This window comes from Streptomyces sp. NBC_00310 (assembly GCF_036208085.1).
In the GTDB taxonomy this organism is placed as follows: Bacteria; Actinomycetota; Actinomycetes; order Streptomycetales; family Streptomycetaceae; genus Streptomyces.
In genome coordinates, this window is sequence record NZ_CP130714.1 from 4,266,962 (window position 1) to 4,293,227 (window position 26,266).

The following is a 26,266-nucleotide window of genomic DNA, read 5'->3' on the forward strand; positions in this document are numbered from 1 at the left end:
TTGCACTTGGGCCACAGCAGCACCACACACAGGTGAACATCGCCGCACGCAGATGGGGGAGGACGTTCGGATGCCGCAGATCGAGGCGACCGAGGCACCGGTTACCAGAACGACCGGCGCACCGGTTACCGAGGCGGCGCCCACCCGGCCCCGCTGGTGGACCGAGCTGCCGCTGATCCTGCTGGTGTACGGGGCGTACTCGGCCGGCCGGCTGCTCGCCCGCGGCGACACCTCCCACGCCGTCGACCACGGCCTGGCGCTCCTGCGGATCGAGAAGGCCCTGTGGCTCAACGCCGAGCATCCGCTGAACCGTCTGTTCACCCGTGAGCCCTGGATCGGGATCCCCGCCGACTTCTGGTACGCGTCGCTGCACTACCTGGTCACGCCCGCGCTCCTGGTGTGGCTCTTCCGGTCCCGCACGGTGCGCTACCGCGCCGCCCGCACCTGGCTGCTGACCTCCACCTTCATCGGCCTCATCGGCTTCACCCTGCTCCCGACCTGCCCGCCCCGGCTGCTCGACCCGACCCACGGTTTCGTCGACACCATGGCCCACTACAGCTCGTGGGGCTGGTGGGGCGGCGAGGCCAGCGCGCCCCGCGGCCTGGGCGGGATGACGAACCAGTACGCGGCGATGCCGAGCCTGCACGTCGGCTGGGCCCTGTGGTGCGGTGTGATCCTCTGGCGCTTCGGCGGCGGCTCGCGTCTCGTGCGGACCGCGGCCGTCGCGTACCCGCTGATCACCACGATCGTGGTGATGGGCACCGCGAACCACTACTTCCTCGACGCCGTGGCGGGCGCCGCCGTGATGGGGGCGGGCCTGCTGCTGACACCGCTGGTGCTGCGGACCGCGGACCGGTGCCGGGCCTCCCTCGGCCTCGGGACGGCGGCGGAGGGCCGGTTCGGCGGCGGCGACCGACGGCGCGCGGAGGAGCCGGTCGCTCCTGCCACGGTCGCCTCTCGTGCCTCGGTTTCCCCGATTGTCAGTGGAGGGTGCCAGACTTCCCCGGGTGAGCGAATTCCACGGCAGCGGATCACCGGACCCGAGCCGGGTGCCGCCCCCTCGGAGGCAGGGGACGGCGCTGCGGCAGCGGCTCGCTGAGCTACGCGGCCCCGAGGTCCCACCCAAGGCGCTGGACGCGCGCGCCCTCGCCGCGCTCGCGGCCAACCCGGGCTGTGAGCGCCGCGCGCTGCTGGACGGCGCGGGCGTGAACAAGGCGGTCCTGGCGGACGCGCTCGGCTCGCCCTCCGCCTTCGGCCAGTCCCAGTTCGCCTTCATGCGGGGCAACGCCTTCGAGGCCCGCGTCAAGGCCGACGGCGGCGCGGAGTTGCTGCGGCTGGTGCACGAGAGACTGGACCCCGGCGCCGAGCCGCCCACCTCGGCCTCGGTCCCCGACCTCACCGCCGTGGGCCCCGAGGGCCGCGCCGCCCGTACGGCACTGGCGTTGCGCGACGCCACGGACGCCGGCGGCTGGGCGCTGCTCGACCACCCCATGCTCGCGCTCGACGTCGCGGGCTCCCCCGCCTTCCTGGAGCCGGACGCGGTGGTGGTCCACCCGGACGGCACCTGGTCGGTCGTCGAGATCAAGTCCTTCCCGATGCTGGACGGTTCGGCGGACCCGGCGAAGGTGGGCGCGGCGGCCCGCCAGTCCGCGGTGTACGTGCTGGCGCTGGAGGAGGTCGCCGCCCGGCTCGGCGGCGACACCCGCGCGGGCGCCCCCGCCCCGGAGGTCCGCCACCGGGTGCTGCTGGTCTGCCCCAGGGACTTCACCAACCTCCCGACGGCCGCCGCGGTGGACGTCCGCAAGCAACGGGCGGTCACCCGCCGCCAGTTGGCGCGACTGACCCGTATCGAGGAGATCGCGGACACCCTCCCCGAGGGCACCTGCTTCGCCCCGGAGCTGCCGCAGGAGCAGCTGACGACCGCCGTGGAGACGCTGTCCGCCAGCTACGCCCCCGAGTGCCTCGCCGCCTGCGAGCTGGCCTTCCACTGCCGGAGCCGCTCCCGCACGGAGGGCGCGGTGACGTCCCTGGGCCGCGCCACCCGCGCCGAACTGGGCGGCCTCACGACGGTCGACGACGTCCTGGCGGCGGCCCACGGCCACGCCGGCGACCCGGACGACCCCGCCGTGGCCGCGCTGCGCAGGGCGGCGGAGCTGCGGGCCGAAGCACTGGGCACCGCGGGCGCGCCCCGGGAGGATGCCGCGTGTCGCTGATCGCCACCCTCGCGCGCCTCGAAGCCGTCAGCACGGGCCGCGCCCAGCCCGCCGCCACCGTCCTGCACCGGCATCTGTCGGACCGCCCCCTCGTCCTCGTGCCGCTCACCACCGCCGGTGAGGCCGGGGCCCCGCTCGGCGCGCTCGTCGGCACCGACCGGGACGCGCCCCGGCTGCTGGTGGTGCCGCAGCCCCGTGACCGTGACCTGCGGTTCGCGTTCCTCGCCGAGCTGGCGGACATCGTGCTGCCGTACGTGGACTCCTACGCCGACGTCGTGGAGGCGGCCGAGCGCGGCGAGACCGACCCGGAGACCGGCAAGCGCGTCAAGGTCGAGGTCGAACTGTGCGCGGACGCACCCCAGTTGATCCTGCCGAGCCGGACGGGCATCGACCTCGTACGCCTTCTCGGGCGCTCCATGCGGTTCCGGCGCACCGCCGAGCAGGACCCGGAGGCACCCCATCCGGCGCCGCCGCGTGTCCCGTTGCTCGGGCGGTGGCTCACGCACTTCGGGGAGCGGGCGCGGGTGCCGGGCTCCTCACTGCTGCTCGCGCTCACCGACCTGCTGTCGCGGCACTACGCGACCGGCCAGTCGGGCGTGGAGGACCAGCACCTGGGGTCGCTGCTCGCCTGGATCGACCCCCCGGAGGGGGAATCGGGCGAGGTGGCGGCGCGGCGGGCCGAGTTGGCGCGGGACGCCGAGGGCCAGTTGCTGTGCCCGCCCGCCGGGCCCGCGACCGATCCGGCGTTCGACAACAAGCTGCTGGCCCCGGCCATCGAGCGGTACGACCGGGCGCGGCTCGCCCTGGCCGCCGCCGAGGACGGACTGGAGGCCGACGACCGGCTGGGGGCGCTGACCGCCGCCGAGCGGGAGATCCGCGCCCTCGTCGAGAGCCGCACCCGGCCCACCTGGGACGCCGTCTGGCACGGCCTCGACCTGCTGCGCGCCCTGCCGGAGGGCGCCCACGCGGCCGACCGGTGGACCCGCGACCGCTGGTCCTTCACCGGCCACCGGGACCGGATCGTCGCCGGGGAGCCCCCGCAGCCCCGCCTCGACGACGCGGTCACCGCCGCGAACAAGCTGGCCGCGCGCGAGCGTGAACAGGCCCGTCTCGACGCCCAGGAAGCCCTGGACGACCCGCTCGTCATGGCCGGGCGGCGGCTGGCCGGGGAGGCGTTCGCCGGGGAGGTCACGGACGTCGTCATGGCGTACAGCGAGAGCAAGCGGCCCAGCCCACGGCCGCTGGTCACCGTACGGACCGAGGACCGGCCGCATCTCGGGGAGCGCGCGAAGGTGTACCGCTCGCTGGGCGGGAAGCCGCAGACGGCGGAGTTCGTGGGGTACGAGGAGGACGGGACCGGCGGGCACGACGGCGGGCTCCTCGTGCTGCGGATCACGGACAGGATGGGGCGGGGCAAGGAGCCGGAGGCGGGGTCGGTCCCCGAGAAGGGGGACCTGCTCTGCTTCACCCTGTTCGAGCACGACCAGCGGGGCGGGGCGAAGCTGCCGGACCCGGAGGAGACACCGTGGACGCACGGCGGGCCGCCGGGTGAACCCGACGCCGTACCGCTGCCGGACCCGGTGACCGAGGAGGACGTCCTATGAGCCCCGCCGAGGCCGTGCTCGACCCCGGGGCGGCGGCCGGCCGCGCCACCGACGCGATCCTGCGCGACACCCTGCACGGCGACGCGCGTGGCGTCGTCGTCGACTCGCCGCCCGGCGCCGGGAAGTCGACGCTCGTCGTCCGCGCCGCGCTCGAACTCGCCTCCGCCGGACGCCCGTTGATGGTCATCGCGCAGACGAACGCACAGGTCGACGACCTGGTGATCCGGCTCGCGGAGAAGGAGCCGGACCTCCCGGTCGGCCGGCTGCACAGCAGCGACAGCGACCCGTACGACAAAGCGCTGGACGACCTGTCGAACGTACGCAAGTCGACGAAGGCGGCCGATCTGGCCGGGCTGGACGTCGTGATCTCCACGGCCGCGAAGTGGGCGCACGTCAAGGGGGTCGAGCCGTGGCGGCACGCGATCGTCGACGAGGCGTACCAGATGCGGTCGGACGCGTTGCTGGCCGTGGCGGGGCTGTTCGAGCGGGCGCTGTTCGTGGGTGACCCCGGGCAGCTGGACCCGTTCGCGATCGTGGGCAGCGAGCAGTGGGCGGGGCTGTCGTACGATCCGTCGGCCTCGGCGGTGACGACCCTGCTGGCCCACAACCCCGAGCTGCCGCAGCACCGGCTGCCGGTGTCGTGGCGGCTCCCGGCGTCGGCGGCGCCCCTGGTCTCCGACGCGTTCTATCCCTTCACCCCCTTCCGCAGCGGTACGGGGCACGGCGACCGGCGGCTCGGGTTCGCGGTGCCGTCGGACGGATCGGGGCCCGACCGGGTCATCGACGAGGCGGCCGGGTCGGGGTGGGGGCTGCTGGAGCTGCCCGCCCGGCACACGCCACGGACCGATCCCGAGGCGGTCCGGGCCGTCGCGCGGGTCGTGCGGCGGCTGCTCGACCGGGGCGGGGCGGCGACCTCGGAGCGGTCCGAGGAGCCCGTGCCGCTGACCGCCGACCGGATCGCCGTCGGTACGGCCCATCGCGACCAGGCCGCGGGGGTGCGCTCCGCGCTGGCCGAGCTGGGTGTCGCGGACGTGGTCGTGGACACGGCGAATCGGCTGCAGGGACGGGAGTACGACGTCACCGTCGTCCTGCACCCGCTGTCGGGGCGCCCCGACGCGACGGCGTTCCACCTGGAGACCGGGCGCCTGTGCGTCCTCGCCTCCCGGCACCGGCACGCGTGCATCGTCGTCTGCCGTGCGGGCGTGACCGATCTCCTCGACGACCACCCGTCGACCGAGCCGGTCCAACTGGGCGTGACCGTGAAGTTCCCGGACGGCTGGGAGGCAATGATGACCACAATGGATCATCTGTCCCACCACCGGGTGTCGTGGCGGCCGTAGCGTGGAGCGGCCCCTCCCGCGCCAGGCAGGGAGCCGCTGCTCACATCACTCGGGCGTGCGTGAGTACCGTTACAGGGCAGCCTTCGATGTGTGGGTATCCAGACGTGACGGAGGCCGGCTTCCAGGTGCTCTTTGAGGCACAGTGGATCCACCGCCCGGCAAGTGCGCCCGCCCTGGCGCCGGATCTTTCCTGGGACGTGGCGGGCGATCCGGACATGCTGCGGGCCTGGGCGCTCGCCTGGGACGACAGGGGCGGCAACGCGGAACTCTTCCGACCCGAACTACTCGACGACCCAGCTACCTTCGTGCTCGCTGGACAGTCCGCCGACGGCCGAGTGGTCGCCGGAGCGGTGGCGAGCCCCAGTGACCAGGTGGTCGGAATCTCCAACGTCTTCGCGCTGGACGGCGGCCCTGACGCGGCCTGCCCGGTCGTACTGGACGCCGTGAACAGGCTGTTCCCCACCCTGCCGGTGGTCGGCTACGAGCAGGGCGAGGACCTGGCGGCCGCCGTCCGCCATGGCTTCGAGCCGGTCGGTCCGCTGCGGGTCTGGCTGCACGGCCAGTAGACAGACCGGCTCCAGGGCCGGCCGAGCCCCCTGTCTCTTGACCTGCCCCGGAAACAGCCACCTTCGGTGAGAGCTCTGGACGCAGCCCTCTCACCGTCCTGACACAGCCCAGCTCAGGACGCATCAGCGTCGTCATGATCGACGAGACACACGCCCGGCATCGCCAACACGACCTCTGAAGCACCCCGACAGCCCCGGCGGAAACCCCACTCCTACCTGTCACACCCCAGGTCAGCAGCCCGCCTTCTGCAAGATCTAGTGAGAAGGGACATCGACCCGTACGGCGATGAACCCGGGATCTCGGTGAACAGCACGCCCCAATATGGTGGACCGATGGCATCGATCAAGAAGTTCCAAGTCACCTTCGACTGCGCAGAGCCTGAGCGCCTCGCTCGTTTCTGGTGCGAGGTGCTGGGGTACGTCGTACCGCCGCCACCGGAGGGGTTTGCCACTTGGGACGATTTCAAGCGCTCGCAGCCACCTGAGCAGCGGGATTCATGGTTCGCCTGCAGTGATCCCTCAGGTGTGGGCCCGCGGCTGTACTTCCAGCGCGTCCCCGAAGGCAAGGCCGTCAAGAATCGGCTGCATCTTGACGTGCGGGTCGGCACCGGACTCGTGGGTGAGGAGCGCCTCGCCGCGCTTGAGGCCGAGTGCGCACGACTGGTCCCGCTCGGCGCGGTACACGTGCGAACGCTGTATGACGGCAATGATTCGTGCATCCCGATGCAGGACATTGAGGGCAACGAGTTCTGTATCGACTGAGGGGCCGCGAACCTGTCCTCGTCCTGTCCCCATGGGCCGAGACGAAGAACCGCCCCCGACCGGTGAGGGCGCCGTGGCACAGATCGCCGGATCAGGCGCTCGGGACGGGCGAGCCGTCCGGCCCGTTCGACGGACTACGACAAGTGACCTGTTCCCATCGCTGCCGTCAGAAGGCCTGTCGCCACGGCAGTCAATCAGCTGACCAGGGACCCCATCATCTGAGAATTTCGACTTCCCCACGTCTCAACAGATCTGGTCGTCGCAGGTCACAGAACCGATCCGCCGCCCTGGCGCGGCAGGCTGAGGCTCTGGACGGTGCGACATGGCTGGGCGGCGAACCACGCAGCATTGGTCGAGCTGGCGGAGCATCGGGGGCCTGGCGACCTTAGGGCGGGGACCGTGCGCGGTGCTCGGGCGCGTGTGGTCGGGGGAGGTGCCCCTGGGTGGGTGAGAGCGGGGCGGCGCCCTCGGGCGCCCGGTGTGTGGGGGTGGTGTTTGGGGCGGCGTGTGGGGCGCTGGGTGGAGTCGATGCCTACTTGCGCTGTCACGAGACAATGGACGGTGGCCCTCCTCCCGGGACGCTCCCGGGGGACCGGCCGCTGAACCGTCGTACGAGGAGGAGAAGACATGGCGGAGCCCACGTCGCATCGGAACGAACCGCGGCTACGCCCCGCGCCCCTGCTCTTCGAGCCGGCGGAGGCGGCCGGCGATCCCGAGCACTTCTTCGATCTGGAGTCGATCGACGATCCGCGGGCGTTGCTGTCGCGGGCGACGGAGTTGGCGCAGGCGTTTCGGGCGGCGGCGGACCGGGCCGTGGAGTTCCAGGCGATCGCGGCGGCACAGCTGGCCGATCCTCGGCGGTTCGATCGGCTGACCTCGGCGGATATCGCGGAACGGGCGGAGTGGACCGAGGACTACGCCAAGAAGATGGTCGAGTACGGGCGGGAGCTGGCGCGGGGGCGGGATGTCAGCGGGCCGGAGTCCATCTGAGCGGGCGCTGCGCGGCCGGGGGCGCCAGGCGCTCCGCTGCGTGGCTGGGGGGGGGTGGGTTTCGCTCACCGGCGTCGGCCGGGGGTGCCCGGCGCCCCGGAGCCGTGGCCGACCGGGGGCGGGTTTCGCTCACCGGCGCCGGCCGGGTGCCGCCCGCGCCCACCCGTGCCGCCCCAGCGGCACGACTGCCCGCAGCCGGGCAGCCTGACCGTAGCCGGGCGGGGAGGCCGTGCGGTGCCCGGCGGCACGACTGCCCGCAGCCGGGCAGCCTGACCGTAGCCGGGCGGGGAGGCTGTGCGGTGTCCGGCCGCGGACGGCGAGGCGCTGTGGCGCATCGGCGGCGAGCGGGGCGGGACCACGGGTCGGCGCAACGGCTGCCGGCTGCTGGGCGGGGAGCTGCGCAGGGCCCGGCGGTGTGGCTACGCGCCGACGGGCACGGGCTGCGCAGCGCCAGGCGGCACGGTTTCCCGCCGACGGGCACGGGCTGCGCAGCGCCAGGCGGCACGGTTTCCCGCCGACGGGCACGGGCTGCGCAGCGCCAGGCGGCGCGGTTTTCGGGCGCCGTGCATGGCTGTGCGGGCGGGTCGCGAAACACCGTCTGGCATATGCCGGGTGGGCAAGATACCCCACTTGCCCATCTCGCGTATCAGTTTCCGGTAACCGCCCGGGGTCGGGTGGTCGCGGGCGGTAGACCTAGGTGTATGAGCAGTGGAGTCGGGACGGGCAGGTACCCGCGGGACGGGGTCGATGTCGCGGGGGTCACGGTGGAGGGGGCGACTTGGCTGGCCTCGGCAGGAACGTATCCGCGAAGCACGATGGCGCTGTGGGAGGAGCGGCCGACCGCACCGGTGGTGCTGCCGTGCGGAACCGTCTTCGACGTCGTCAGCGTGCCGGCGTTCTTCGGGCGGCGGATGCTCGACCGGTTATGGGACGAGGGCCCCGGCTCCGGCCCGGTCGCCGTGTACCGAGGCCGCATCCTCCTGTTCGCCTCCCCGGGTACCGCCCACCGCCTGCCCACCCTCCTGGAGTGGGAGGAGTGGAGCTCCCCCGGCCGCACCGGCGACGTCCCACCCCTCCTCTGCCACGGCACCGGCGACGCCGTCACCGTTCCGGCCGTCCTCGCCCCGGACGGCCTCGGGAACACCGGCGACACCGGTGTCGGTGGCAGTGACGGCGGCAGAGCCGGCGACGGCTTCGGCGGCCCCGGCGCCGCGCTCGGCCGCCCCGGCGTCACCCTGCCCGGCTCCCGCTGGCTCGTCGCCCCGGACACCCTGCGACCTTGGCTTCCCGGGCCGGAGGTACTGCTCTGGGCAGCCGTCCGGGCGGGCCGGACGAGTGCCTCCGCGACCGTGCGCGTATCGATTTTTCCTCCCGCCGATCAGGGTGCTAAGGTCTACGACGTCAGCAGGCGCCGCTAGCTCAGTTGGTTAGAGCAGCTGACTCTTAATCAGCGGGTCCGGGGTTCGAGTCCCTGGCGGCGCACGACACGAAAGAAGCCCCTCGCGGAAGCGAGGGGCTTCTTTCGCATGCCGGTACGCCGGTACGCCGGTACGCCGGTACGCCGGTACCCCGAGGCCCCAAGGCCCCGGCAGCCCCGTCGGCACACCACGCGCCCCGTCACCACGCCCCCGTCACCACCCACCCCCTCACCGCCCCGTCGTGATCCGCACCGTCCAGGCTCCGGACGCCGTGCGGCCCCGCACCTCCACCCGCACGCCCTCCCCCGGCACCGTGAAGCTCTCACCCACGCCCACCGGAGCGTCCGCGAGGGGCGGATAGACGGACTCCTCCCAGCAGGCCTCGGTGCGCGGATGGGAGTCGAGGACCTCGATCGGGCCACTGCCGGACTCGGCGCCGCCGCGGATGCGGTAGACGAGGACGCCCTGCGTGCAGACGGAAGCGTCGTTGCCGACCGCGCCCCGCGCCTCGATACCGAGCGCGCTGTCGGGACCGGTCCGGACGACCGCCAGCTTCGTGCCCCGACCGGCCCCGAACACCCGCACCCCTGGACCGGCCGCCACCCCGCCCCCGCCGCCCCCGCCGGCACCGTCACCAGCCCCGACCCCGGCCCCAGCCCCGGCCCCGGCCGCCTCAACGACACCTCCCCCACCGCCCGCGTACCCGACCGCACCGCCCTCGTCCTCACCCGTCTCCCCCTCGTACGCCCCCTTAGGCCCCGCCCCCACCGCCTCCAGCGTCAACCACGTGCTCCCCGTCCCCCGTACGCACGCCACCTGGCGCGGTTCCAGCCAGCCCAGCTTCCACTTGTGCCAGGCGAACAGGTCCGGGGCCAGAGCGAACTGGCTGCCCATGAGGTCCCAGTCGCCGACGTGGGTGTCCCAGTCGCCCTTGCCGTCGGAGGGGCGGTGGTAGAGGTCGGGGAGGTCGAAGACGTGGCCGGTCTCATGGGCGAGGACGAGACGGTCCGGCGGGTGCCGCTCGAACACGGTGACGACCCGGCGGAGATCCGTACCGTCGACCTCCAACGGGTGTTCGAGGTTGACCACCTTCGTCGCGTCCGAGTCGACGCCGGGCGCGTGCGGATCGGCGACGAAGTACACGATGTCGTAGCGGGAGAAGTCGACGTGCGGGTCGGCCGTGGCGAGCGCGTCCCTGAGATAGGCCGACCGGTGCGTCGCGTTCCAGTCACGTCGTATGGCGTACGCCGTCGACGGCCGCGGCATCTCCAGCCACGCGCGGCGCGGATGGGGTCGCAGGGCGAACTTGCCGTACGACGCGCGTTCGAAGAACTCACTGGTGGCCGGAAAATGATCCGCGGTCAGCTCGGCCGGTGTGGTGAGAGGGGCCGCGTCCGGGAATGACAAGAATACGAGTACGGCGTCGAGGTCGCGGGTGGGGCGTGGATACGCGGAGTTCCAGGTGTCGAGACCCTCCGAATGGTGCGCCTGCGTGCGCCGCAGCGTGCACGGCTCCGACAGGGGAACGGCGGAGGGTGCCGCGATCAGAGAGGTCGCGGCGAGCGCGGTGAGGGAGGTGAGCATGGCCGCTGCACTGCGCAGACCGGGCGCCCGGTCGCCGAGGAGTTCCTTCCAGGGAAGCGGACGCTGCACGGAGACCTCCGGATGCGGATCTTGGGGACACCGCGTCCAGATTTTCGGAATTAGTAGTACTTTGCCCTGTTTGTATCCACCAGAAGGGTGAGGAGCGGGCGAGAGGGAGCCGGACGGCCTCCGGATGCCGACACCCCCGGGACACGGCCCGTCGACACCCCGGACCTCACAGAACGTCACAAGCGGTCGACGGAGCGGGGAAGCTGTTCAGGTCGGGGCAGAAACGATCTGTCAGATCAGGTCGTTGTTCAGGGAGACTGGAGAGTGGCTAGAAGGCCCTGGGGTCAGCCTCTATGATCGGCACACTTTCCTGCACGGACACGGCTTGAGCGCCCCTACGTACTTGGTTCGGCCGCTCCGACGAGACACGAAGATCCGTACGAAAACGAGTGCACTGCGGGAGCGAACGGTGAGCGGAACGTCCCAAGGGCCGGCGCCCGCGGCAGACCTCGTCCGGCCGGCCATCACAGAGCGTCACGCGAATGCGTCAGTTCAGTCGTCCGAGTCGCCGGGGGACAGTCCCACGACGCCCGCCGCCTTCTCCGTCGCGCCGCTCGCCATGGCCGTCGTCGACCGGGACGGGCTGGTCGTCACCGCCAACGGGGCGATGGGGACGCTGCTCGGGACGGGTTCCGAGCCACTGGCCGGGCGGGTCGCCGCCGACCTGGTGGACCTCACCTCGGACACCCGCACCTGGCACGCGTACCGCGAGGTGCTGCGCGGCCGGCAGTCCCGGCTGCGCTGTACGCGCCGACTCAAACAGCCGGACGGGACCTGGCTGTGGGTGCAGGTGTCGGTGGCGCCACTGCCCGAGGAGGAGCGGGCGGTCCTGCTCTCGGTCGCCGACATCAGCGCCAACCGCCAGCTTCAGGCCAGGCTCCGCCACCTGCAGATGCACGACCCGGTCACCCGGCTCCCCAACCGCACCCTCTTCTTCGAACAGCTCTCCTCCGCCCTCGAACGGGAGTCCTACGACGAGGCCGGCACCGGCCGGATCGGCCTGGTCTATCTGGACCTGGACGGGTTCAAGGCGGTCAACGACACCCTCGGTCACCGCGTCGGCGACCGGCTCCTCACGGCCGTGGCCGAACGACTCACCCGATGCGCCGACGAGGCCGCCCTCCTGCGCACGGCCGGGACGGCGGCCGGGGCGCCGCTGGTGGCCAGGCTCGGCGGCGACGAGTTCGCACTGCTCGTGGAGGACTCGACCGGCACGGAGCAGCTCGCCGACCTGGCCGACTCGGTTCTCAAGGCGCTGCAGGCGCCCTTCGACCTGGCCGGTCAGCGACTGTCCGTCTCCGCCTCGATCGGGGTCGTCGAGCGGCAGTCGGCGAGCACGACGGCGACCGGGCTGATGCAGGCCGCCGACACGACGCTGTACTGGGCCAAGGCCGACGGCAAGGCCCGCTGGACGCTGTTCGACCCGGAGCGCAACGCCCACCGGATGACCCGTCAGGCCCTGTCGTCCACGCTGCGGGCGGCCGTCGGGCGGGGCGAGTTCGTCCTGGAGTACCAGCCGCTGGTGGGCATGGCGGAGGGCGAGGTGCGCGGGGTGGAGGCGCTGGTGCGCTGGCATCACCCGCAGTTCGGCCTGTTGACGCCGAATCGGTTCATCTCACTGGCCGAGGAGGACGGCTCGATCGTCCAGCTCGGACGATGGATTCTGGCCACCGCCTGTCGGCAGGCCCGCCGCTGGCAGATCGACCACCCCGAACGGGCGCCGATCTTCGTCAGCGTGAACGTGGCGGTCCGGCAGGTGTGGGACTCCGACCTGGTCGCCGACGTGGCCGAGATCCTCGCGGAGACCGGCCTCGCCCCGCAGCTGCTCCAGCTGGAGCTCACCGAGTCCGCCCTCATGGGCTCCGCCGGGCGCCCGCTCCAGGCCCTCAAGGCCCTCAGCGACATGGGCGTACGCATCGCCATCGACGACTTCGGCACCGGCTACTCCAACCTCGCGTACCTCAGCCGGCTGCCGGTGTCGGTGCTGAAGCTGGACGGGGCGTTCGTACGGGGGTTCCAGTACGAGAGCGAGGAGGAGAGCGGGGCCGCCGGGGACGACGGGCAGCCCAACCCCGCCGACGAGATCATCGTCGAGGCCCTCGTCCAGCTCGCCCACCGGCTCGGGCTGACCGTCACGGCGGAGGGCGTGGAGACCGACGCGCAGGCCTCCCGGCTGCGCCGGCTCGGCTGCGACACCGGGCAGGGGTGGCTGTACTCCCGCGCGGTGTCGCCGGAACGGATCGCGGAACTGCTGGGGGCGGCGGCCTGCCCTCAGGCCTGAGAAGCGCCCCCGGCTCCCGGCAGGTCGTAGGCGTCCGCGATCAGCTCGTACGAGCGCAGGCGCAGCTCGGGGCTGTGGGCGTGGGAGGTGAGCATCAGTTCGTCGGCGCCCGTGCGCTTCTGGAGGTCGTCCAGGCGGGTGCGGACCTCGTCGACGGTGCCGTGGACGACGTCCGCGTTCCAGGAGTCGATGAAGTCCTGTTCGACCACGCTGAATTCGTACGCCTCCGCCTCCTCCGGCGTCGGGACGAGGCCGGGGCGGCCGGTGCGCAGGCGGACCATGTTGAGCGCGGCGGCCCGGACCTGGCGGCGGGCCTCCTTCTCCTCGTCCGCGGCGAGGGCGGAGACGCCGATCAGCGCGTACGGGGCGTCCAGGACCGGCGAGGGGCGGAACGACTCGCGGTACAGGTCGAGCGCCGGGATCGTGTTCCGTGCGGAGAAGTGGTGGGCGAAGGCGAAGGGGAGGCCGAGGGAGCCGGCCAGACGGGCGCTGAAGCCGGAGGAGCCGAGCAGCCAGACCGGGGGGCGGTGCGGGGACTGGACGCCGCCCGGTGAGGTGCTCTGGATCGGGCCCGGGACCGCGTGGATACGGCGGTAGGGGTGGCCGTCGGGGAAGTCGTCGTCCAGGAAGCGGGTCAGCTCCGCGAGCTGCTCCGGGAAGTCGTCGGCGCCCTCGTTGAGGCGGGCGGAGCGGCGGAGGGCGGCGGCGGTGGCGCCGTCCGTGCCGGGGGCGCGGCCGAGGCCGAGGTCGACGCGGCCGGGGGCCATGGCTTCGAGGGTGCCGAACTGCTCCGCGATGACCAGCGGGGCGTGGTTGGGGAGCATCACGCCGCCTGAGCCGAGGCGGATGCGGGTGGTGTGGGCGGCGAGGTGGGCGAGGATCACCGCCGGGGAGGACGAGGCGACGCCGGGCATGGAGTGGTGTTCGGCCACCCAGTAGCGGTGATAGCCGCGGTCTTCCGTCTGGCGGGCGAGGGTGACGCTGGTGCGGAGGGCGTCTGTGGCGGTGCGGCCCGCGCCGACTGTGACCAGGTCGAGGACGGAGAGGGGGACCGGGGCGGTGCCCTTGGCTTCGCCTCGTATCTCGGCTGTGGTCACGGTGGGGCCTCCTGCGGGCGTGCGGCGGTGGGTACGGTTCCGTGTAACAGGAGGGTGGCTCCGGTTATTCCCGCCAGTCATTCCCGCCCCCGCCCCCGCCGCCCCTACCCGTCCCGTCCCGTCCTCCAGGGGCTGCGCCCCTTCGACCCCCGGGGGGCGGGTTGGTTCGTTGTCGGCTGCGGGAGCGTCGTGGCTGGTCGCGCAGTTCCCCGCGCCCCTAAGGGGCGCGGGGTGTGCGGCCTTTTCGGCTAGCGCACCTGGACGATCGGCTCGCGCGTGAACAGTGCTCCCAGCTCCGGGGCGTTCACCCTCCTGTCCGCCAGCCTCAGGGCCTCCCAGACCGTGACCTGGTTGGCGGTGAGGACCGGTTTGCCGAGTTCCTTCTCCAGGGTGGGGATGTGGGAGGCGGTGTGGAGGGCGGTGTCCGGGAGGAGGAGGGCCTCGGCCTCGGGGTGGTCGGCCGCGCGGGCCAGGGCGAGGGTTTCGTCGAGGCCCCAGGTGCCCACCTCCGCCGCCGTGATGATGCCGGCGCCCCGCACGGAGAGGACCTCGATCCCGGCCGCCGCCAGGAAGTCGACGAACATCTGGGCGATGTCGTCCGGGTAGGTCGCCGCCACGGCCACCCTGGTGGCGCCCACCTCCCGGGCCGCGTGGGCGAAGGCGAAGGAGGTGGAGGAGGCGGGCAGGCCCGCGGTGCGGGCGAGGGTGCGGATCTGGTCGTGGGCCCCTTCGTAGCCGTAGACGAAACTGCCGCTGGTGCAGGCCCAGACGACGGCCTCCGCGCCGGAGAGGCGGAGGGCCTCGCAGCCGGCGGCCAGCCGTTCGGCGGCGCCCATCTCACGCAGGGCGTCCACGCGGTGCGCGTCCTCGCCGATGTCGGTGTGCACCACGTCCACCCGGATGTCACTGCCGAGCAGTTGCTCTATACGCGGATAGTCGTCCTCGGCGGAGTGGCCCGGGTAGAGGAAACCGAGTGCGGTCATGCCCAACCTTCCTGTTCTTCCGGCAGTACCGGCGGTGGCGGAACAGGTCCCGCACCGAATGTCTGCCTGGCCGACTCGTCGAGCAGAGCCTGGTACGGACCCACCGCCCGGGTACCCAGATGACGCAGCGCCGCCCATATCGTCACCTGGTTGGCCGAGAGAACGGGCATCCGCAGTTCCGCTTCCAACTGGGGGATGACGTCGTACGTGGGGAGGTTGGTGCAGGAGATGAAGAGGGCGTCCGGCGCCGCCCCCCGGACAGCCTGGCGGGCCATGGCGACCACATCGTGGTACGGGACCTTCCAGATGTGCCGGACCAGGCCGAGCGAGGACCGGCCGGTGACCAGGATGCCCGCCTCGGCGAGGTACTCCTCCAGGGACTGGGTGACCGAGACGGTGTACGGGGTGACCAGGGCGATACGGCGGGCGTTCAGCTCGGCCAGGGCGGCGAGCATCGCGCCGGAGGTGGTGACCGCGTGCGCGGCGCCCGCGCGGGTCATCGCCTCGCCCATCGCGCGCTCCCCGGCCACCCCGCCGACGAAGCTGCCGCTGGTGCAGGCGTAGGCCACGACCTCGGGCGCGACCTCGTTCAGGGCCCGGACCGCCTCGTGGAGCGTCTCGTGCTCGGAGACCAGGCGGGCCAGGTCGAGGCTCACCTCGACCGGGACGTACGGGGTCCGGGTGAGATGCAGGGAGACGTCGTCCGGGACCCAGCGCCACAGCTCGCGGTCGAGGGCGAAGTCGAACGGGGCGATGACACCGACGCCGCGCTGGGGACGGGGTCCACCGAGGAAGGAGACGTTCATGACAGCCACCGGCCTCACGGAGAGAGATGTGCGGACGACAGACCGTGCGCAAGTCCGTGTTGACGAAGGTAGGTTCGGGTGCGAGCGTGGTCAATCAGTGCATGTCACACGCATCTCGTGGGGCCGGTGGAGCCGCTTCCGTTTGTGATTGGTCTCTTGTGGTCGGTCTCGTGGTCGGTCTTTTGTGGTCTGTCTTTGTGATTGGTGTCTTACGCCTATGACCTCGTCGCAGCGCCCGCACCTCCTCGTGCTCGACACCGAGCCACGTCCCCGCCTCGGGCGGCTCACCGGACGGGCCACGGTCGAGTACGCCGACGCCTCGACGCTGGCCGCGCGGCTGCCGTACGCCGATGTGCTGCTGGTGTGGGACTTCACCTCGCGCGCGGTGCGGGACGCCTGGCCTGGCCACGGGCCCCGGCCGCGCTGGGTGCACACGGCCAGTGCGGGTGTCGACCATCTGCTGGGCCCCGGACTCGCCGCCGACGAGGACACCGTGGTGACGAACGCGCGCGGGGTGTTCGAGGCGCCGATCGCCGAGTACGTCGCCGCGCTCGTGCTCGCCATGGCCAAGGATCTGCCGCGCAGCTGGGAGCTGCAGGGGCGGCGGGAGTGGCGGCACCGGGAGGCGCTGCGGGTGGCGGGCGGCCGGGCCTGTGTGGTGGGGTCCGGGCCGATCGGCCGGGCGATCGCGCGCCACCTCAAGGCCCTCGGCCTCCATACGGCCCTGGTCGGCCGGACCGCGCGGGCCGGTGTCCACGGCCCCGAGGAGCTCGACCGGCTGCTGGCCCGCGCCGACTGGGTGATCGCGGCCGCGCCGCTGACGGAGGCCACGTCCGGCATGTTCGACGCCCGGCGGTTCGGGGTCATGCAGCCGTCCGCGCGGTTCGTCAACGTGGGGCGTGGGCAGCTCGTGGTGGAGGACGCGCTCGTCGAGGCGCTGCGGAAGCGGTGGATCGCGGGGGCGGCGCTGGATGTCTTCGAGCGCGAGCCGCTGGGCCCGGACGATCCGCTGTGGGAGGTGCCCGGACTGATCGTCTCTCCCCACATGAGCGGGGACACGGTGGGGTGGCGGGACGAACTCGGCTCCCAGTTCGTGGAGTTGTTCGAGCTGTGGGAGGCGGGAAAGCCGCTGCCCAACGTGGTCGACAAGCAGCGCGGGTACGTGCCCGGGCACTGAACTCCCCTGGAAGGGGCCACATGCCTGAACTGCCGGAACTGCCGGAGCCGACGCACCCGACGAACCTGATGAACGCGATGAACGCGACGAACACGACGCACCTGACGTCGCTGTCCGCCGTACGCCTGGTCGAGGGGTACCGCAAGGGCGAGTTCAGCCCGGTGGACGTCGCGCGCGAGGCCCTCGAACGGGCCGAGCGGGTACAGCCTGCCGTGAACGCGTTCGTGCGTATCGACGCCGAGTCGGCCCTCGCGCAGGCGCGGGAGTCGGAGGGGCGCTGGCGGCGCGGGGAGCCGGCCGGGGCGGTGGACGGGGTGCCGGTCACGGTGAAGGACATCCTGCTGATGCGGGGTGGGCCGACCCTGAAGGGTTCCAAGACCATCTCGGCCGAGGGGAGTTGGGACGAGGACGCGCCTTCCGTGGCCCGGCTGCGGGAGCAGGGGGCCGTCTTCCTGGGGAAGACCACGACGCCCGAGTTCGGCTGGAAGGGCGTCACCGACTCGCCGCTGAGCGGGGTGACACGGAATCCGTACGACCTCTCGCGTACGGCCGGGGGCTCCAGCGGGGGCGCCGCGGCGGCCGTCGCGCTCGGGGCCGGGCCGCTGGCGCTGGGCACGGACGGGGGTGGCAGCGTGCGTATCCCGGCCGCCTTCTGCGGGGTGTTCGGGCTGAAGCCGACGTACGGGCGGGTGCCGCTGTATCCCGCGAGCGCCTTCGGGACGCTGGCCCATGTGGGGCCGCTGACGCGGGACGCGGCGGACGCCGCGCTGATGCTGGACGTGGTCTCCGGGCCCGACGCGCGGGACTGGTCGGGGCTCGGGCCCACGCCCGGGTCGTTCGTGGACGCGCTCGCCGGTGGGGTGCGGGGGCTGCGGATCGCGTACTCGCCGTCGCTGGGCGGACAGGTCGCCGTACAGCCGGGCGTCGCCCTCGCGGTGCGGCGGGCCGTGGAGGGGCTCGCCGGACTCGGGGCGTACGTCAGCGAGGCCGACCCCGACTTCTCCGATCCCGTCGAGGCGTTCCACACGCTGTGGTTCAGCGGGGCGGCCCGGGTGACGCAGCGGCTCGGGCCGCGTCAGGCGGAGGTGCTGGACCCCGGGTTGCGGGAGATCCGGGAGCTCGGGGCGCGGCTCTCCGCGCTCGACTATCTGGCCGCGGTGGATGTGCGGATGGATCTCGGGCGGCGGATGGGCGCGTTCCATGAGCGGTACGACGTTCTGGTCACGCCCGCGTTGCCGGTGACGGCCTTCGAGGCGGGGGTCGAGGTGCCGCGTGGCTCCGGGCATCGGCGCTGGACCGGCTGGACGCCGTTCACGTATCCCTTCAACCTGACGCAGCAGCCGGCGGCGAGTGTTCCCGTGGGCCTGGACGGGGACGGGCTGCCGGTGGGGCTTCAGGTGGTCGCGGCCCGGCACCGGGACGACCTGGTGCTGCGGGTGGCGCATGCGTTGTACGAGGCGGAGGTGGCTCCGGCCCGCATGTGATCGGGTCGGGCTGCCCCGCGGGCGGGTTCTCCTCGCGTCGTAAGCAGTTGTTGTCTTTCCGATCTTGAGGGATACGCGTCGAACGGTAGTAGTGCCGATCGGGTGGTCGCGGGGCGCTCGGCGCATGCGCTGAGGGAAACGCGTCCGCCCCGCACCGGTCAGTGGGGGACGGACGCGTTCGGCGGGTCAGTCGCAGACAAGGCCCCATGAATTGTTGGGACGCCAGGTCCTCTCACCGGAGCCTGCGCCCTTCCAACTGAAAGTCGCCACCACGCCGAAACTCTGCCGTGGCCAGTTACACGGGTTGACGGAGCTGGTGCCGGCAAAGTCCTCGGTGCCATGCCAGCCGTCGCCGTCCTTCGCGGTGCGCAGCGTCACCCAGCCGCTGTCAATGCTGAAGCGCTGAAGCTTCACGTTGGTGACCTTGACCTGGTAGCTGCCGCCACCGGCGACGTCGGTGATCTTCGCCCGCGCTCGGTAGGTGTCGGCGGTCTCGTCCCACCAGACGGCGGCGCAGCGCTTGACTTGGGTGCCATAGCACTCCCATGCGCTTTCCGCGGATGCCGACGACGGGGTGAAGACGATCGACGCGCCAAGCGCCCCGGCGACCAACGTGCCGGTGGTGCCGAACCGGCCCACACGCCTGAGCCTCATGAAAACCCCTTCTGATGTGCCAGTGGAAGATCTCTGGTTCTTCTTACGTGCCATCGGGCTTGGACACCTGGACGCTCATCGTCCACCGCACAGTGTCCGGCGCCTCGATCGAGACTTGCCCCTCGCGTTTCGTGGAGAGGTTGAGTTCGTGTGCGTAGTAGCTGACCTCACCGCTCCTACAGTCGGTCGAGAAGGTCGCTACGGTTTCGACGACGACGTCGACCATCGGCGATCCGGAATCAGCCACGCAATCGAGCGCAATCAATGTGACGCCCTTTGGCAGCGGAACTGGGCTGAATACGTCACTGCCACGCGTCGCCCCTTGGGACAAGACCTCAGTGAACCCCATCTCCAGTTCGGGCGCGGACAGCGCCGGTGGCGCCTTGGACACCGTGGGCGATGGGGTACCTGTTTGGGAACCCCGGGTTTCCCCGCCCCCGGTGCAGGCCGCGACCGCGGAGACGAAGGCTGCGGCCGCCAAAAGCGCCACAGTCCGCCGCATCAGGAGTTGGTCTCCCAGTACCGGAATCCCTGCCTCTTGTTCGCCAGCTCCACGGTCGCGGTCTGCCGTTGCGACTTGCTGCAGTCAGGGAGCGTGAGGTACTTCTCCACCTTGGCGGTGTGCCCCTTCACCCCGTACTGCACGTTGCCGTACTTGCCCCTCCTGATCTCGCGCTCGTAGGAGTGGCTGGCAGTCCACGTAGCCTTGACTTGGACGCCCGTGCTGACCTCCGCCTTCGCTTCGGCGACAGCGGCCTTGACACTCACCCCGAGCGTGCCGGTGATCGACGTACCCATCTCCCCTGCTTTGATCTTCGTGAGGGTCATCTTTCCGCCGGGCCCGTCCGAGTAGACAGGACCCCTGCCGAAGAACTTGGACTTGTAGCCGTAGACGTTCTTCACCCATACCCTGTCGCACCTGCCAAGCGTCCCCGCGTCCCCCGAGCCGGCTGCCGCCGCCGTGGACGGCGCGGCGAGAACACCGCCGAGGAGGCCGGCCAGAAGAGCCCCGGCGGCCGCGGTCGACTTCGCGCGCCCTCTTCCGATTCTGGTCAATTCAGCTCCACCTTCCGTTTTTTGGAACGGACTGCCCGAATTCCCCCTTCGGGCGGCCCGGATCGAAGATTACGGGGCGGGCCGCAGAAGGGCATGTCACGCAAACACGTGACAACACCGGTGCGCTGCCCGCGCGTTGATCTAAGTTGGGAAGGATCCAGGTGGGGAGGCGGGCCTCATCGGCATACGGGGGAAACACTGTGAAGAATGTGGTCGGATTCCTTGCTTTTCGTGGTGGAGGCGTGAATTCCTTTGTGGAGGAGGCGTGCTGACGCAGGGGCCCGCCCAACTTCAGCTTCTGCGTAGGTCCGCACGTCTGTCCGCTGTCCTGAGATCAGTCAGTGCCGTCGGAGCGACTCTGGTCGCCGTGGTCGGCTTCGCACCGCCCGCCCGCTCGGTCTGGGTGGCCGTCGCGGTCGTCGGACTGCTTGTGTGGAGCGGTCTGTTCACCGTTCTGACGCTCAGGCCGGAACCTCCTCCCTGGCTCTACGCCGGTGATGTCGCCGTCGTTCTCGTGCTCTGCCTGGCGCAGGGCAGCCTTGTCCCAGCCGAGGTCCTGGGAGCGAGTGCGGGCTCCGGATGGATCGACATGGTCGCCCGCACCGGCGTCTTCATCGCACAGTTCATGCTGCGGCAACCCCTGGCGATAGGCGCCGCGATCGCCATCGCGGCGGCTCACGCGATGGGCGCCGGCGTACGAGACGCCTCCGTCGTCCTGGTGCTCCAGGGGCTGCTCGCCGCCGCTGTCGTGGTCCTGCTGCGACATGGAGCGCGCAGGGCGGACCTCGCGCTGTCCGAGGAGGCGTCGGCGCGCGCGTCGGCGCGGGCCCGGTCCGCCGCCCGCACCGACGAACTCGACCAGCAGCGGCTGTTGCACGACACCGTGCTCGCCACGCTCACCATGGTGGGCACCGGCAGCATCACCCGTGACTCTGCCGCGCTGCCGGAACGGGCCGCGGCCGACCTGGCCATCATTGCGGACCTGCGGGCGCATCCCGGCGTGGCACGTGATGTGGCGCGGGCTCCCGCACCGCTGGATGTCGCGCTGCGCACCGTCGTACTGACGCACCGCGTCGGCCTCCCGCCACTGGAAATCGAGTTCGACGTGCCGCCGCTGGACCTGCCCCACGAGGTCGTGGAAGCCGTCTCGCTAGGGGTCGCCGAGGCCCTGGCCAACGTGGCCCGGCACGCGAACACCCGTGCTGCCCGGGTCACGGCCAGGCGCGTCGGGGAGGGCGTCGCCGTCGAAGTCTGCGACAGCGGACGCGGGTTCGACCCTGCGGCTGTTCCCTCCCACCGGCGCGGCCTGCGGGAATCGGTCCACGGCCGGATGCGTGCCGTGGGCGGCAGCGCCCGGGCGGCATCGTCCCCCGGCGCCGGCACCCAGGTCGTGCTGAGGTGGGAACCGTGACCGCCGACGTCGTCGAGGGCGTGGTCGCCACCCGCTTTGCCAAGGTTGTCGATATCGGGCTGGTGGCGATCGTCGGCGTCTGGCACCTGGGTCTGGACACCCTGCGGGTGCTCAGGGGCTGGCCGGAGTACGAGCCGCAGGCCGCCGCCGCGGGCGCCTGGCTGGCCCTCACGGTCATCCAGACGGCCGGTTCCGTCCTGCTGCTGCGTTCCGCGCTCAGCGGGCACACCGCGCGGATGCTTGCGGGGGCGGCGCTGGTCGCCGGCATCGTCGCCGCCGCCGCGTACCCGCCGGGCGGCGCGATCAGCGACGTGAGCTGGGCGTGGAACACCGTGGGCTGGTTCGGCATGCTGCTTCTGATGCAGCGTCCGCTGTGGGAGCTGATCACCCTGCTCGGCGCCAACACCGCTGTCACGGTGGGCTTCCTGGCAGCCGACGGCGCGCTCGACCACGTCACCGTCTCCCGTCTGCTGGCCGCGGTTTACGTCACCGCCGGTATCCAGTTGACCTTCACGTACCTGGTACGGCAGCTCAACGACGGTGCGAGGGAAGCCACCGAGATCGCTGCGGGGCAGGCGGAGCACCTCGCCCGTGCCACCGCCGACGAGGCCGTGCACGCCGAGCGCCGGCGCCGCTACGAGTACCTGCGCATCAGAGTGGAACCGCTGCTGCGTGGTCTGGCGGAACGTCAACTGGACCCGGGGGACCCCGTCGTACGCCAGCGCGCCGCCGTGGAGGCGGCACGCCTGCGGAGGCTGTTCGTGGAGACGGACGACACCCCGCACCCGCTCCTGCACGAACTGCGGGCCTGTGCCGATGTCGCCGAGCGGCGCGGCGTACGCGTGGCCCTGCTGAGCTACGGCGACCTGCCCGAGCTGCCGGCATCCGTCCGCCGAGAACTGGCGGACGGGGCCCTGCTGGTCCTGGCCGCCGCCGCCACCCGAGCGCGGGTGACCGTGGTGACGTCGCCCGAGGAGGTTGTGGTGAGCGTGGTGGCCGACGCCCCGCCGGAAACGCTCGTGGAACCGCCGGGCCCTCTCACCGTATCCTCCACATACGACCAGGAGGAGGACCAGTTGTGGTGGGAAACCCGATGGCCCGTACGACCGGCCCCCTGACCGTCGCCATCATCGACGATCACCCTGTCGTCATCGAAGGCATCCAGACCTGGCTGTCCGAGGAACCGCGGATCTCGGTGGGGTACACCGGCGAGACCTCGGATGTGGAGCCCGGCGTCGCGGATGTCCTCATTCTCGATCTGAATCTGCACGGCAGACTCGTGATCGGCGATATCGCCACGCTGGCCGCGGCGGGTCAACGGGTCATCGCCTTCTCGCAGTTCACCGAGCAGCGGGTGGTGCTCGAATCGCTGGAGGCCGGCGCATGCGAGTTCGTCGCGAAGAACGAGGGGCGGGCGCACCTGGTGAACACGGTGTTGGCGGCGGCGGGCGACAGGCCGTACGTCACGCCGACGGCTGCGGGCGTCCTCGTCGGTGATCGCGGCGCGAACAGGCCCAAGCTGTCCTCGCAGGAACGTACCGCGCTGCTGTGGTGGTTCCAGTCCATGTCGAAGGCTTCGGTCGCCCGGCGCATGGGTGTATCGGTTCACACTGTCGACGTCTACATCCGTCGGGCGCGAGTCAAGTACGCGCAGGTCGGCAGGTCCGCACCGACGAAGGCGGACATGCTGGCCCGGGCGATCGAGGACGGCTTGGTGAAGCCCGACGACATCACGGGCTACGGGTCAGCGGCGGTCGGCGTGGGTTGACCACGTAAGAACAGCAGGTCCTTCTGAATAGCGCGCCTGTCGCCCAACGGGCACCCGCCCCCGAGCAGTCGGGTCTCGCACAACCCACGAAGTCACGCCCGCCGGAACCGCAAGGTCTCCCCCGACGCCCCCGTCCGCCAGAGGTCGTTGCACGCCTCCGCCATCTCGTCCAGGCCCTCGACCACCTGGCCCCATACGATCCCCGGCACCCACCCCACGTCGCCGTTCAGCAGCAGGTTGTTGCGTTCGTAGAAAAGGGCCAGGTCGACGAGGGTCGTACCGGGGCGGACCTCGGCGTCGTAGCCGTACGCGTTCGTGGCCAGTTCCGTGCCGGCGAAGGAGAAGTAGCAGAGGTCGCCGGGGATGGGGGTGACCGTGGGGTTTTCGAGGGGTGGCTCGTGGGGGGCGAAGGGCGGGAAGAGGGCGTAGATCTCGTTGCGGGCGTATTTGGCGTGGTAGACGTCGCCGGCCAGGGGCAGGGCGTCCCAGACGGCGGCGCAGGTGAGCGGCGCGCGGTCGTCGAGGAGTTTCGCCCGGCACACGACCTGGCGCTTGAGCAGGGAGATCTCTAGGTAGCGGTCGGTCATGTCTTCCATGGTGCAGCCGGGGTCAAGGGCGCCTCCGGGGTCCGGCCGGTTCCGGCCGCGTGTGTGCAGGGGGCGTGAAGGCCACGGCAGTGGCGTGAATACATCGCATCGGGTCGGGTAGCCGCGCGGCCATGGCTCCAGCAACAGAGACCTCCGGGAGAACCGGGAAGACACGCGACCCCAGCCGCCGGGCCCTGCTCGTCGGCGCCTCCGCGCTCGCCACGGCGGGCGCGCTGGGCGCCGCCGGGTGCAGCCGGGTGGCCACCGCCTCCGGCACGGAGGGGGGTGAGCTGCTGGACCGGCTGCGGGCGCAGGGCGTCGTACGGCTCGGTATCGCGGGAGAGATCCCCTTCGGCTACATCGACACGGACGGCGAACTGACCGGCGAGGGGCCCGAAGTGGCCAGGGTCGTCTTCAAACGGCTGGGCGTGGGGCGGGTGCAGCCCGTTCCCACCGAGTTCGGCTCGCTCATACCCGGGCTGAACTCCCAGCAGTTCGACGTCGTCTCCGCCGGGATGTACATCAACCCCGAGCGCTGTGCGGAGGTCATCTTCTCCGAGCCCGACCACGAGATGCTGGACGCGTTCGTGGTGAAGAAAGGCAACCCGAAGGGTCTGAACGACTACGCGGACGTGATCCGTGCCAAGGCCCGGTTCGCCACGGGCTCGGGGTACGCGCAGATCGCGCACGCCGTCGAGGCCGGGTACGCGGAGAGCGACATCGTCATCGTGCCCGACCAGGTGGCCGGGCTGAACGCCGTGGAGGCGGGGCGGGTCGACGTGTTCGCGGGGACGTCGCTGACCACCCGCGAGGTGGTCAAGAAGTCCCGCACGACGGAGGCGACCAAGCCGTTCGCCGCGCTCGTCGACGGCAAGCCGCGGGTGGACGGGGCGGGCTTCGCGTTCCGGCCGGCCGAGACGCGGCTGCGGGACGCCTTCAACGTCGAGCTGCGGAAGATGAAGGAGAGCGGCGAACTGCTGCGCGTCCTGCGGCCCTTCGGCTTCACCAAGGTCGAGATGACCGACCTGACCACGAAGGAGCTCTGTCGCGCATGACACAGGGACTCTGGGAACTCGTCCTGCGCGGCGTCTGGGTCACCCTCCAACTGCTGGTCCTCGGCGCGCTGCTGGCCACGGTCGTCTCCTTCGTGGTGGGGGTCGCGCGCACCCACCGGCGGTGGATCGTCCGCTTCGTCGCGGGCCTGTACACCGAGGTGTTCCGCGGCACCTCCGCGCTGATCATGATCTTCTGGGTGTACTTCGTGCTGCCGCTGGCCTTCGGCTGGCAGCTGGTCCCGATGTGGGCGGGCGTCCTCGCCCTCGGGCTGACGTACGGGGCGTACGGCGCCGAGATCGTGCGCGGTGCCCTGACCGCCGTGGATCCGGCGCAGCGCGAGGGCGGTATCGCGCTGAGCTTCACCCCGTGGCAGCGGATGCGGCTGATCCTGCTGCCGCAGGCGGTCCCGGAGATGATCCCGCCCTTCGCCAACCTGGTGGTCGAACTGCTCAAGGGCACGGCGCTGGTGTCGATCATCGGCATGGGTGACCTGGCGTTCAGCGGCAGCCTGGTACGGCTGGCGCTGCAGGAGAGCGTGGAGATCTACACCTATCTCCTGCTCATCTACTTCGTGATCGCCTTCCTGCTCACCCGGGGCATGCGGCTGCTGGAGCGGCGGCTGAAGGCCGGGATCGGCAAGGCCCCGGTGAAGGCGACCGTGGCGCCCGTGCGGGTCGCCGAGGGCGCGAGCGCCGGAGGTGGTGCGTGATGAACTGGGACTGGAACGCGGTCGTCGACTTCCTGCCGCACTTCCGGAAGGGCCTGCTGGTCACCCTGCAGGCGCTGGCCCTGGGTTCGGTCGTCTCCTTCGCACTCGGACTGGTGTGGGCGCTGCTCGTGCGGACGCCGACCCGCTGGGTGAGCTGGCCGGTGGGGGTCGCCACGGAGTTCGTCCGGAACACTCCCCTGCTCGTCCAGCTGTTCTTCCTCTTCTATGTGCTGCCGGCCTGGGGGCTGACCTTCTCGGCGCTGACCACGGGCGTCTTCGCGATCGGGCTGCACTACTCGACGTACACGATGCAGGTCTACCGCGCCGGCATCGAGGCGGTGCCCGTGGGCCAGTGGGAGGCGGCCACCGCGTTGAACCTGCCGGTGCGGCGCACCTGGACGGTGGTGATCCTGCCGCAGGCGGTCCGCCGGGTGGTGCCCGCGCTGGGCAACTACGTGATCTCGATGCTCAAGGACACACCGATCCTGATGGTGATCACGGTCCCGGAGATGCTGAGCGAGGCACGGCTCTACGCCCAGGAGACCTTCCGTTTCACCGAGCCCCTGACCGTCATCGGGGTGGCCTTCATCCTCATCTCCTATCTGGCCTCCCTCCTTCTGCGAACCCTGGAGCGACGTCTTGTCCGCTGAC

The 26,266-nt window shown here is 71.5% G+C and carries 24 protein-coding genes, 1 tRNA gene and 1 pseudogene; 18 read left to right on the plus strand and 8 right to left on the minus strand.

From position 1 onward, the window contains the following. Positions 1-70: 70 nt before the first annotated feature. The 9 genes and pseudogenes from OG202_RS18660 (at position 71) to OG202_RS18700 (ending at position 8,957) form a co-directional block, all read left to right on the plus strand. Positions 71-1,099, plus strand: a complete 1,029-nt coding sequence (locus OG202_RS18660) for a phosphatase PAP2 family protein (protein WP_326582563.1) — start codon at positions 71-73, stop codon at positions 1,097-1,099. Further along, positions 1,050-2,213: a hypothetical protein gene (locus OG202_RS18665; protein WP_326585812.1), complete on the plus strand. Its 1,164-nt coding sequence runs from the start codon at positions 1,050-1,052 to the stop codon at positions 2,211-2,213. Before OG202_RS18660 ends, OG202_RS18665 begins: the two co-directional genes overlap by 50 nt. Further along, a complete protein-coding gene (locus OG202_RS18670) occupies positions 2,204-3,817 on the plus strand; it encodes a hypothetical protein (protein ID WP_326582562.1) in 1,614 nt (537 codons plus the stop codon). The genes OG202_RS18665 and OG202_RS18670 overlap by 10 nt, the downstream gene beginning before the upstream one ends. Then, positions 3,814-5,157, plus strand: a complete 1,344-nt coding sequence (locus OG202_RS18675; protein ID WP_327729562.1) for an AAA family ATPase — start codon at positions 3,814-3,816, stop codon at positions 5,155-5,157. Before OG202_RS18670 ends, OG202_RS18675 begins: the two co-directional genes overlap by 4 nt. A 101-nt stretch (positions 5,158-5,258) precedes the next feature. Further along, positions 5,259-5,723: pseudogene (locus OG202_RS18680) on the plus strand (hypothetical protein); the annotation flags it as partial. A gap of 333 nt (positions 5,724-6,056) precedes the next feature. Continuing rightward, positions 6,057-6,485, plus strand: coding sequence for a VOC family protein (locus OG202_RS18685; RefSeq protein ID WP_327729561.1), 429 nt, complete (start codon positions 6,057-6,059; stop codon positions 6,483-6,485). A 627-nt stretch (positions 6,486-7,112) separates the two neighbouring features. Further along, the gene (locus OG202_RS18690) at positions 7,113-7,475 is read left to right on the plus strand and encodes a hypothetical protein (RefSeq protein WP_327729560.1); all 363 of its coding nucleotides are present in this window, start codon (positions 7,113-7,115) and stop codon (positions 7,473-7,475) included. A gap of 701 nt (positions 7,476-8,176) precedes the next feature. Next, entirely contained in the window at positions 8,177-8,893 is a 717-nt protein-coding gene (locus OG202_RS18695; RefSeq protein ID WP_326582557.1) for a bifunctional DNA primase/polymerase, read from the plus strand. Then, positions 8,884-8,957 (plus strand) — tRNA-Lys (locus OG202_RS18700). The genes OG202_RS18695 and OG202_RS18700 overlap by 10 nt, the downstream gene beginning before the upstream one ends. Positions 8,958-9,121: 164 nt before the next feature. On the opposite strand, the gene OG202_RS18705 is transcribed toward OG202_RS18700, so the two are convergent. Then, positions 9,122-10,546, minus strand: coding sequence for a M6 family metalloprotease domain-containing protein (locus OG202_RS18705; RefSeq protein WP_328223168.1), 1,425 nt, complete (start codon positions 10,544-10,546; stop codon positions 9,122-9,124). Between the two features lie 409 nt (positions 10,547-10,955). Between OG202_RS18705 and OG202_RS18710 the strand changes: the two genes are divergently transcribed. Next, positions 10,956-12,827 carry a putative bifunctional diguanylate cyclase/phosphodiesterase gene (locus OG202_RS18710; RefSeq protein ID WP_326582555.1) on the plus strand — a complete coding sequence of 624 codons (1,872 nt, stop codon included), beginning with the start codon at positions 10,956-10,958 and terminating at the stop codon, positions 12,825-12,827. On the opposite strand, the gene OG202_RS18715 is transcribed toward OG202_RS18710, so the two are convergent. From OG202_RS18715 to OG202_RS18725, 3 genes are all read right to left on the minus strand, one after another. Continuing rightward, the gene (locus OG202_RS18715) at positions 12,818-13,924 is read right to left on the minus strand and encodes an LLM class flavin-dependent oxidoreductase (RefSeq protein ID WP_326582554.1); all 1,107 of its coding nucleotides are present in this window, start codon (positions 13,922-13,924) and stop codon (positions 12,818-12,820) included. The two genes, OG202_RS18710 and OG202_RS18715, sit on opposite strands and share 10 nt — an antisense overlap. Positions 13,925-14,172: 248 nt before the next feature. Beyond that, entirely contained in the window at positions 14,173-14,907 is a 735-nt protein-coding gene (locus tag OG202_RS18720; protein WP_326582553.1) for a maleate cis-trans isomerase family protein, read from the minus strand. Next, positions 14,904-15,713, minus strand: coding sequence for a maleate cis-trans isomerase family protein (locus tag OG202_RS18725; RefSeq protein ID WP_326585810.1), 810 nt, complete (start codon positions 15,711-15,713; stop codon positions 14,904-14,906). Before OG202_RS18725 ends, OG202_RS18720 begins: the two co-directional genes overlap by 4 nt. Positions 15,714-15,930: 217 nt before the next feature. On the opposite strand from OG202_RS18725, the gene OG202_RS18730 reads away from it, so the two are divergent. Together OG202_RS18730 and OG202_RS18735 are read left to right on the plus strand one after the other, a co-directional pair. Next, complete coding sequence (locus OG202_RS18730) at positions 15,931-16,890, plus strand: D-2-hydroxyacid dehydrogenase (protein ID WP_326582552.1); 960 nt, start codon at positions 15,931-15,933, stop codon at positions 16,888-16,890. A 77-nt stretch (positions 16,891-16,967) separates the two neighbouring features. Next, positions 16,968-18,374 carry an amidase gene (locus OG202_RS18735; RefSeq protein WP_328224691.1) on the plus strand — a complete coding sequence of 469 codons (1,407 nt, stop codon included), beginning with the start codon at positions 16,968-16,970 and terminating at the stop codon, positions 18,372-18,374. Positions 18,375-18,560: 186 nt separating this feature from the next. Here the strand turns inward: OG202_RS18735 and OG202_RS18740 are convergent, their stop codons facing one another. From OG202_RS18740 to OG202_RS18750, 3 genes are all read right to left on the minus strand, one after another. Continuing rightward, on the minus strand, positions 18,561-19,082 hold the full coding sequence (locus OG202_RS18740) for a hypothetical protein (RefSeq protein WP_327729555.1): 522 nt from the start codon (positions 19,080-19,082) through the stop codon (positions 18,561-18,563). Then, positions 19,072-19,419 (minus strand): hypothetical protein, encoded by a 348-nt coding sequence (locus tag OG202_RS18745; RefSeq protein WP_328223169.1) that lies wholly within the window; start codon positions 19,417-19,419, stop codon positions 19,072-19,074. Before OG202_RS18745 ends, OG202_RS18740 begins: the two co-directional genes overlap by 11 nt. 110 nt (positions 19,420-19,529) lie before the next feature. Further along, entirely contained in the window at positions 19,530-20,084 is a 555-nt protein-coding gene (locus tag OG202_RS18750; protein ID WP_328223170.1) for a hypothetical protein, read from the minus strand. Positions 20,085-20,451: 367 nt separating this feature from the next. On the opposite strand from OG202_RS18750, the gene OG202_RS18755 reads away from it, so the two are divergent. The 3 genes from OG202_RS18755 to OG202_RS18765 are packed head-to-tail and all read left to right on the plus strand — an operon-like array spanning position 20,452 to position 23,263. Then, positions 20,452-21,495 (plus strand): sensor histidine kinase, encoded by a 1,044-nt coding sequence (locus OG202_RS18755; protein ID WP_328223171.1) that lies wholly within the window; start codon positions 20,452-20,454, stop codon positions 21,493-21,495. Next, positions 21,492-22,613 carry a hypothetical protein gene (locus OG202_RS18760; protein WP_326582547.1) on the plus strand — a complete coding sequence of 374 codons (1,122 nt, stop codon included), beginning with the start codon at positions 21,492-21,494 and terminating at the stop codon, positions 22,611-22,613. The genes OG202_RS18755 and OG202_RS18760 overlap by 4 nt, the downstream gene beginning before the upstream one ends. Continuing rightward, on the plus strand, positions 22,589-23,263 hold the full coding sequence (locus tag OG202_RS18765; protein WP_326582546.1) for a response regulator: 675 nt from the start codon (positions 22,589-22,591) through the stop codon (positions 23,261-23,263). The genes OG202_RS18760 and OG202_RS18765 overlap by 25 nt, the downstream gene beginning before the upstream one ends. Before the next feature lie 92 nt (positions 23,264-23,355). On the opposite strand, the gene OG202_RS18770 is transcribed toward OG202_RS18765, so the two are convergent. Beyond that, positions 23,356-23,850 (minus strand): DUF3830 family protein, encoded by a 495-nt coding sequence (locus tag OG202_RS18770; protein WP_328223172.1) that lies wholly within the window; start codon positions 23,848-23,850, stop codon positions 23,356-23,358. Positions 23,851-23,981: 131 nt separating this feature from the next. On the opposite strand from OG202_RS18770, the gene ehuB reads away from it, so the two are divergent. Genes ehuB through ehuD form a run of 3 tightly spaced genes read left to right on the plus strand, consistent with a single transcriptional unit; the run spans position 23,982 to position 26,265 of the window. Beyond that, the gene (gene ehuB, locus OG202_RS18775) at positions 23,982-24,905 is read left to right on the plus strand and encodes an ectoine/hydroxyectoine ABC transporter substrate-binding protein EhuB (protein WP_328223173.1); all 924 of its coding nucleotides are present in this window, start codon (positions 23,982-23,984) and stop codon (positions 24,903-24,905) included. Continuing rightward, positions 24,902-25,615, plus strand: a complete 714-nt coding sequence (ehuC, locus tag OG202_RS18780) for an ectoine/hydroxyectoine ABC transporter permease subunit EhuC (protein WP_327729552.1) — start codon at positions 24,902-24,904, stop codon at positions 25,613-25,615. The genes ehuB and ehuC overlap by 4 nt, the downstream gene beginning before the upstream one ends. Then, complete coding sequence (ehuD, locus tag OG202_RS18785) at positions 25,615-26,265, plus strand: ectoine/hydroxyectoine ABC transporter permease subunit EhuD (protein ID WP_326582542.1); 651 nt, start codon at positions 25,615-25,617, stop codon at positions 26,263-26,265. The genes ehuC and ehuD overlap by 1 nt, the downstream gene beginning before the upstream one ends. Position 26,266 lies beyond the last annotated feature (1 nt).

Coding starts and splice junctions, on each gene's coding strand:
- OG202_RS18765 (WP_326582546.1), top strand. CDS start 22,589: ATGGCCCGTACGACCGGCCCCCTGACCGTCGCCATCATCGACGATCAC.
- OG202_RS18675 (WP_327729562.1), top strand. CDS start 3,814: ATGAGCCCCGCCGAGGCCGTGCTCGACCCCGGGGCGGCGGCCGGCCGC.
- OG202_RS18735 (WP_328224691.1), top strand. CDS start 16,968: ATGAACGCGACGAACACGACGCACCTGACGTCGCTGTCCGCCGTACGC.
- OG202_RS18660 (WP_326582563.1), top strand. CDS start 71: ATGCCGCAGATCGAGGCGACCGAGGCACCGGTTACCAGAACGACCGGC.
- ehuD (WP_326582542.1), top strand. CDS start 25,615: ATGAACTGGGACTGGAACGCGGTCGTCGACTTCCTGCCGCACTTCCGG.
- ehuC (WP_327729552.1), top strand. CDS start 24,902: ATGACACAGGGACTCTGGGAACTCGTCCTGCGCGGCGTCTGGGTCACC.
- OG202_RS18740 (WP_327729555.1), bottom strand. CDS start 19,082: ATGGCACGTAAGAAGAACCAGAGATCTTCCACTGGCACATCAGAAGGG.
- OG202_RS18730 (WP_326582552.1), top strand. CDS start 15,931: ATGACCTCGTCGCAGCGCCCGCACCTCCTCGTGCTCGACACCGAGCCA.
- ehuB (WP_328223173.1), top strand. CDS start 23,982: ATGGCTCCAGCAACAGAGACCTCCGGGAGAACCGGGAAGACACGCGAC.
- OG202_RS18690 (WP_327729560.1), top strand. CDS start 7,113: ATGGCGGAGCCCACGTCGCATCGGAACGAACCGCGGCTACGCCCCGCG.
- OG202_RS18770 (WP_328223172.1), bottom strand. CDS start 23,850: ATGACCGACCGCTACCTAGAGATCTCCCTGCTCAAGCGCCAGGTCGTG.
- OG202_RS18725 (WP_326585810.1), bottom strand. CDS start 15,713: ATGAACGTCTCCTTCCTCGGTGGACCCCGTCCCCAGCGCGGCGTCGGT.
- OG202_RS18720 (WP_326582553.1), bottom strand. CDS start 14,907: ATGACCGCACTCGGTTTCCTCTACCCGGGCCACTCCGCCGAGGACGAC.
- OG202_RS18695 (WP_326582557.1), top strand. CDS start 8,177: ATGAGCAGTGGAGTCGGGACGGGCAGGTACCCGCGGGACGGGGTCGAT.
- OG202_RS18685 (WP_327729561.1), top strand. CDS start 6,057: ATGGCATCGATCAAGAAGTTCCAAGTCACCTTCGACTGCGCAGAGCCT.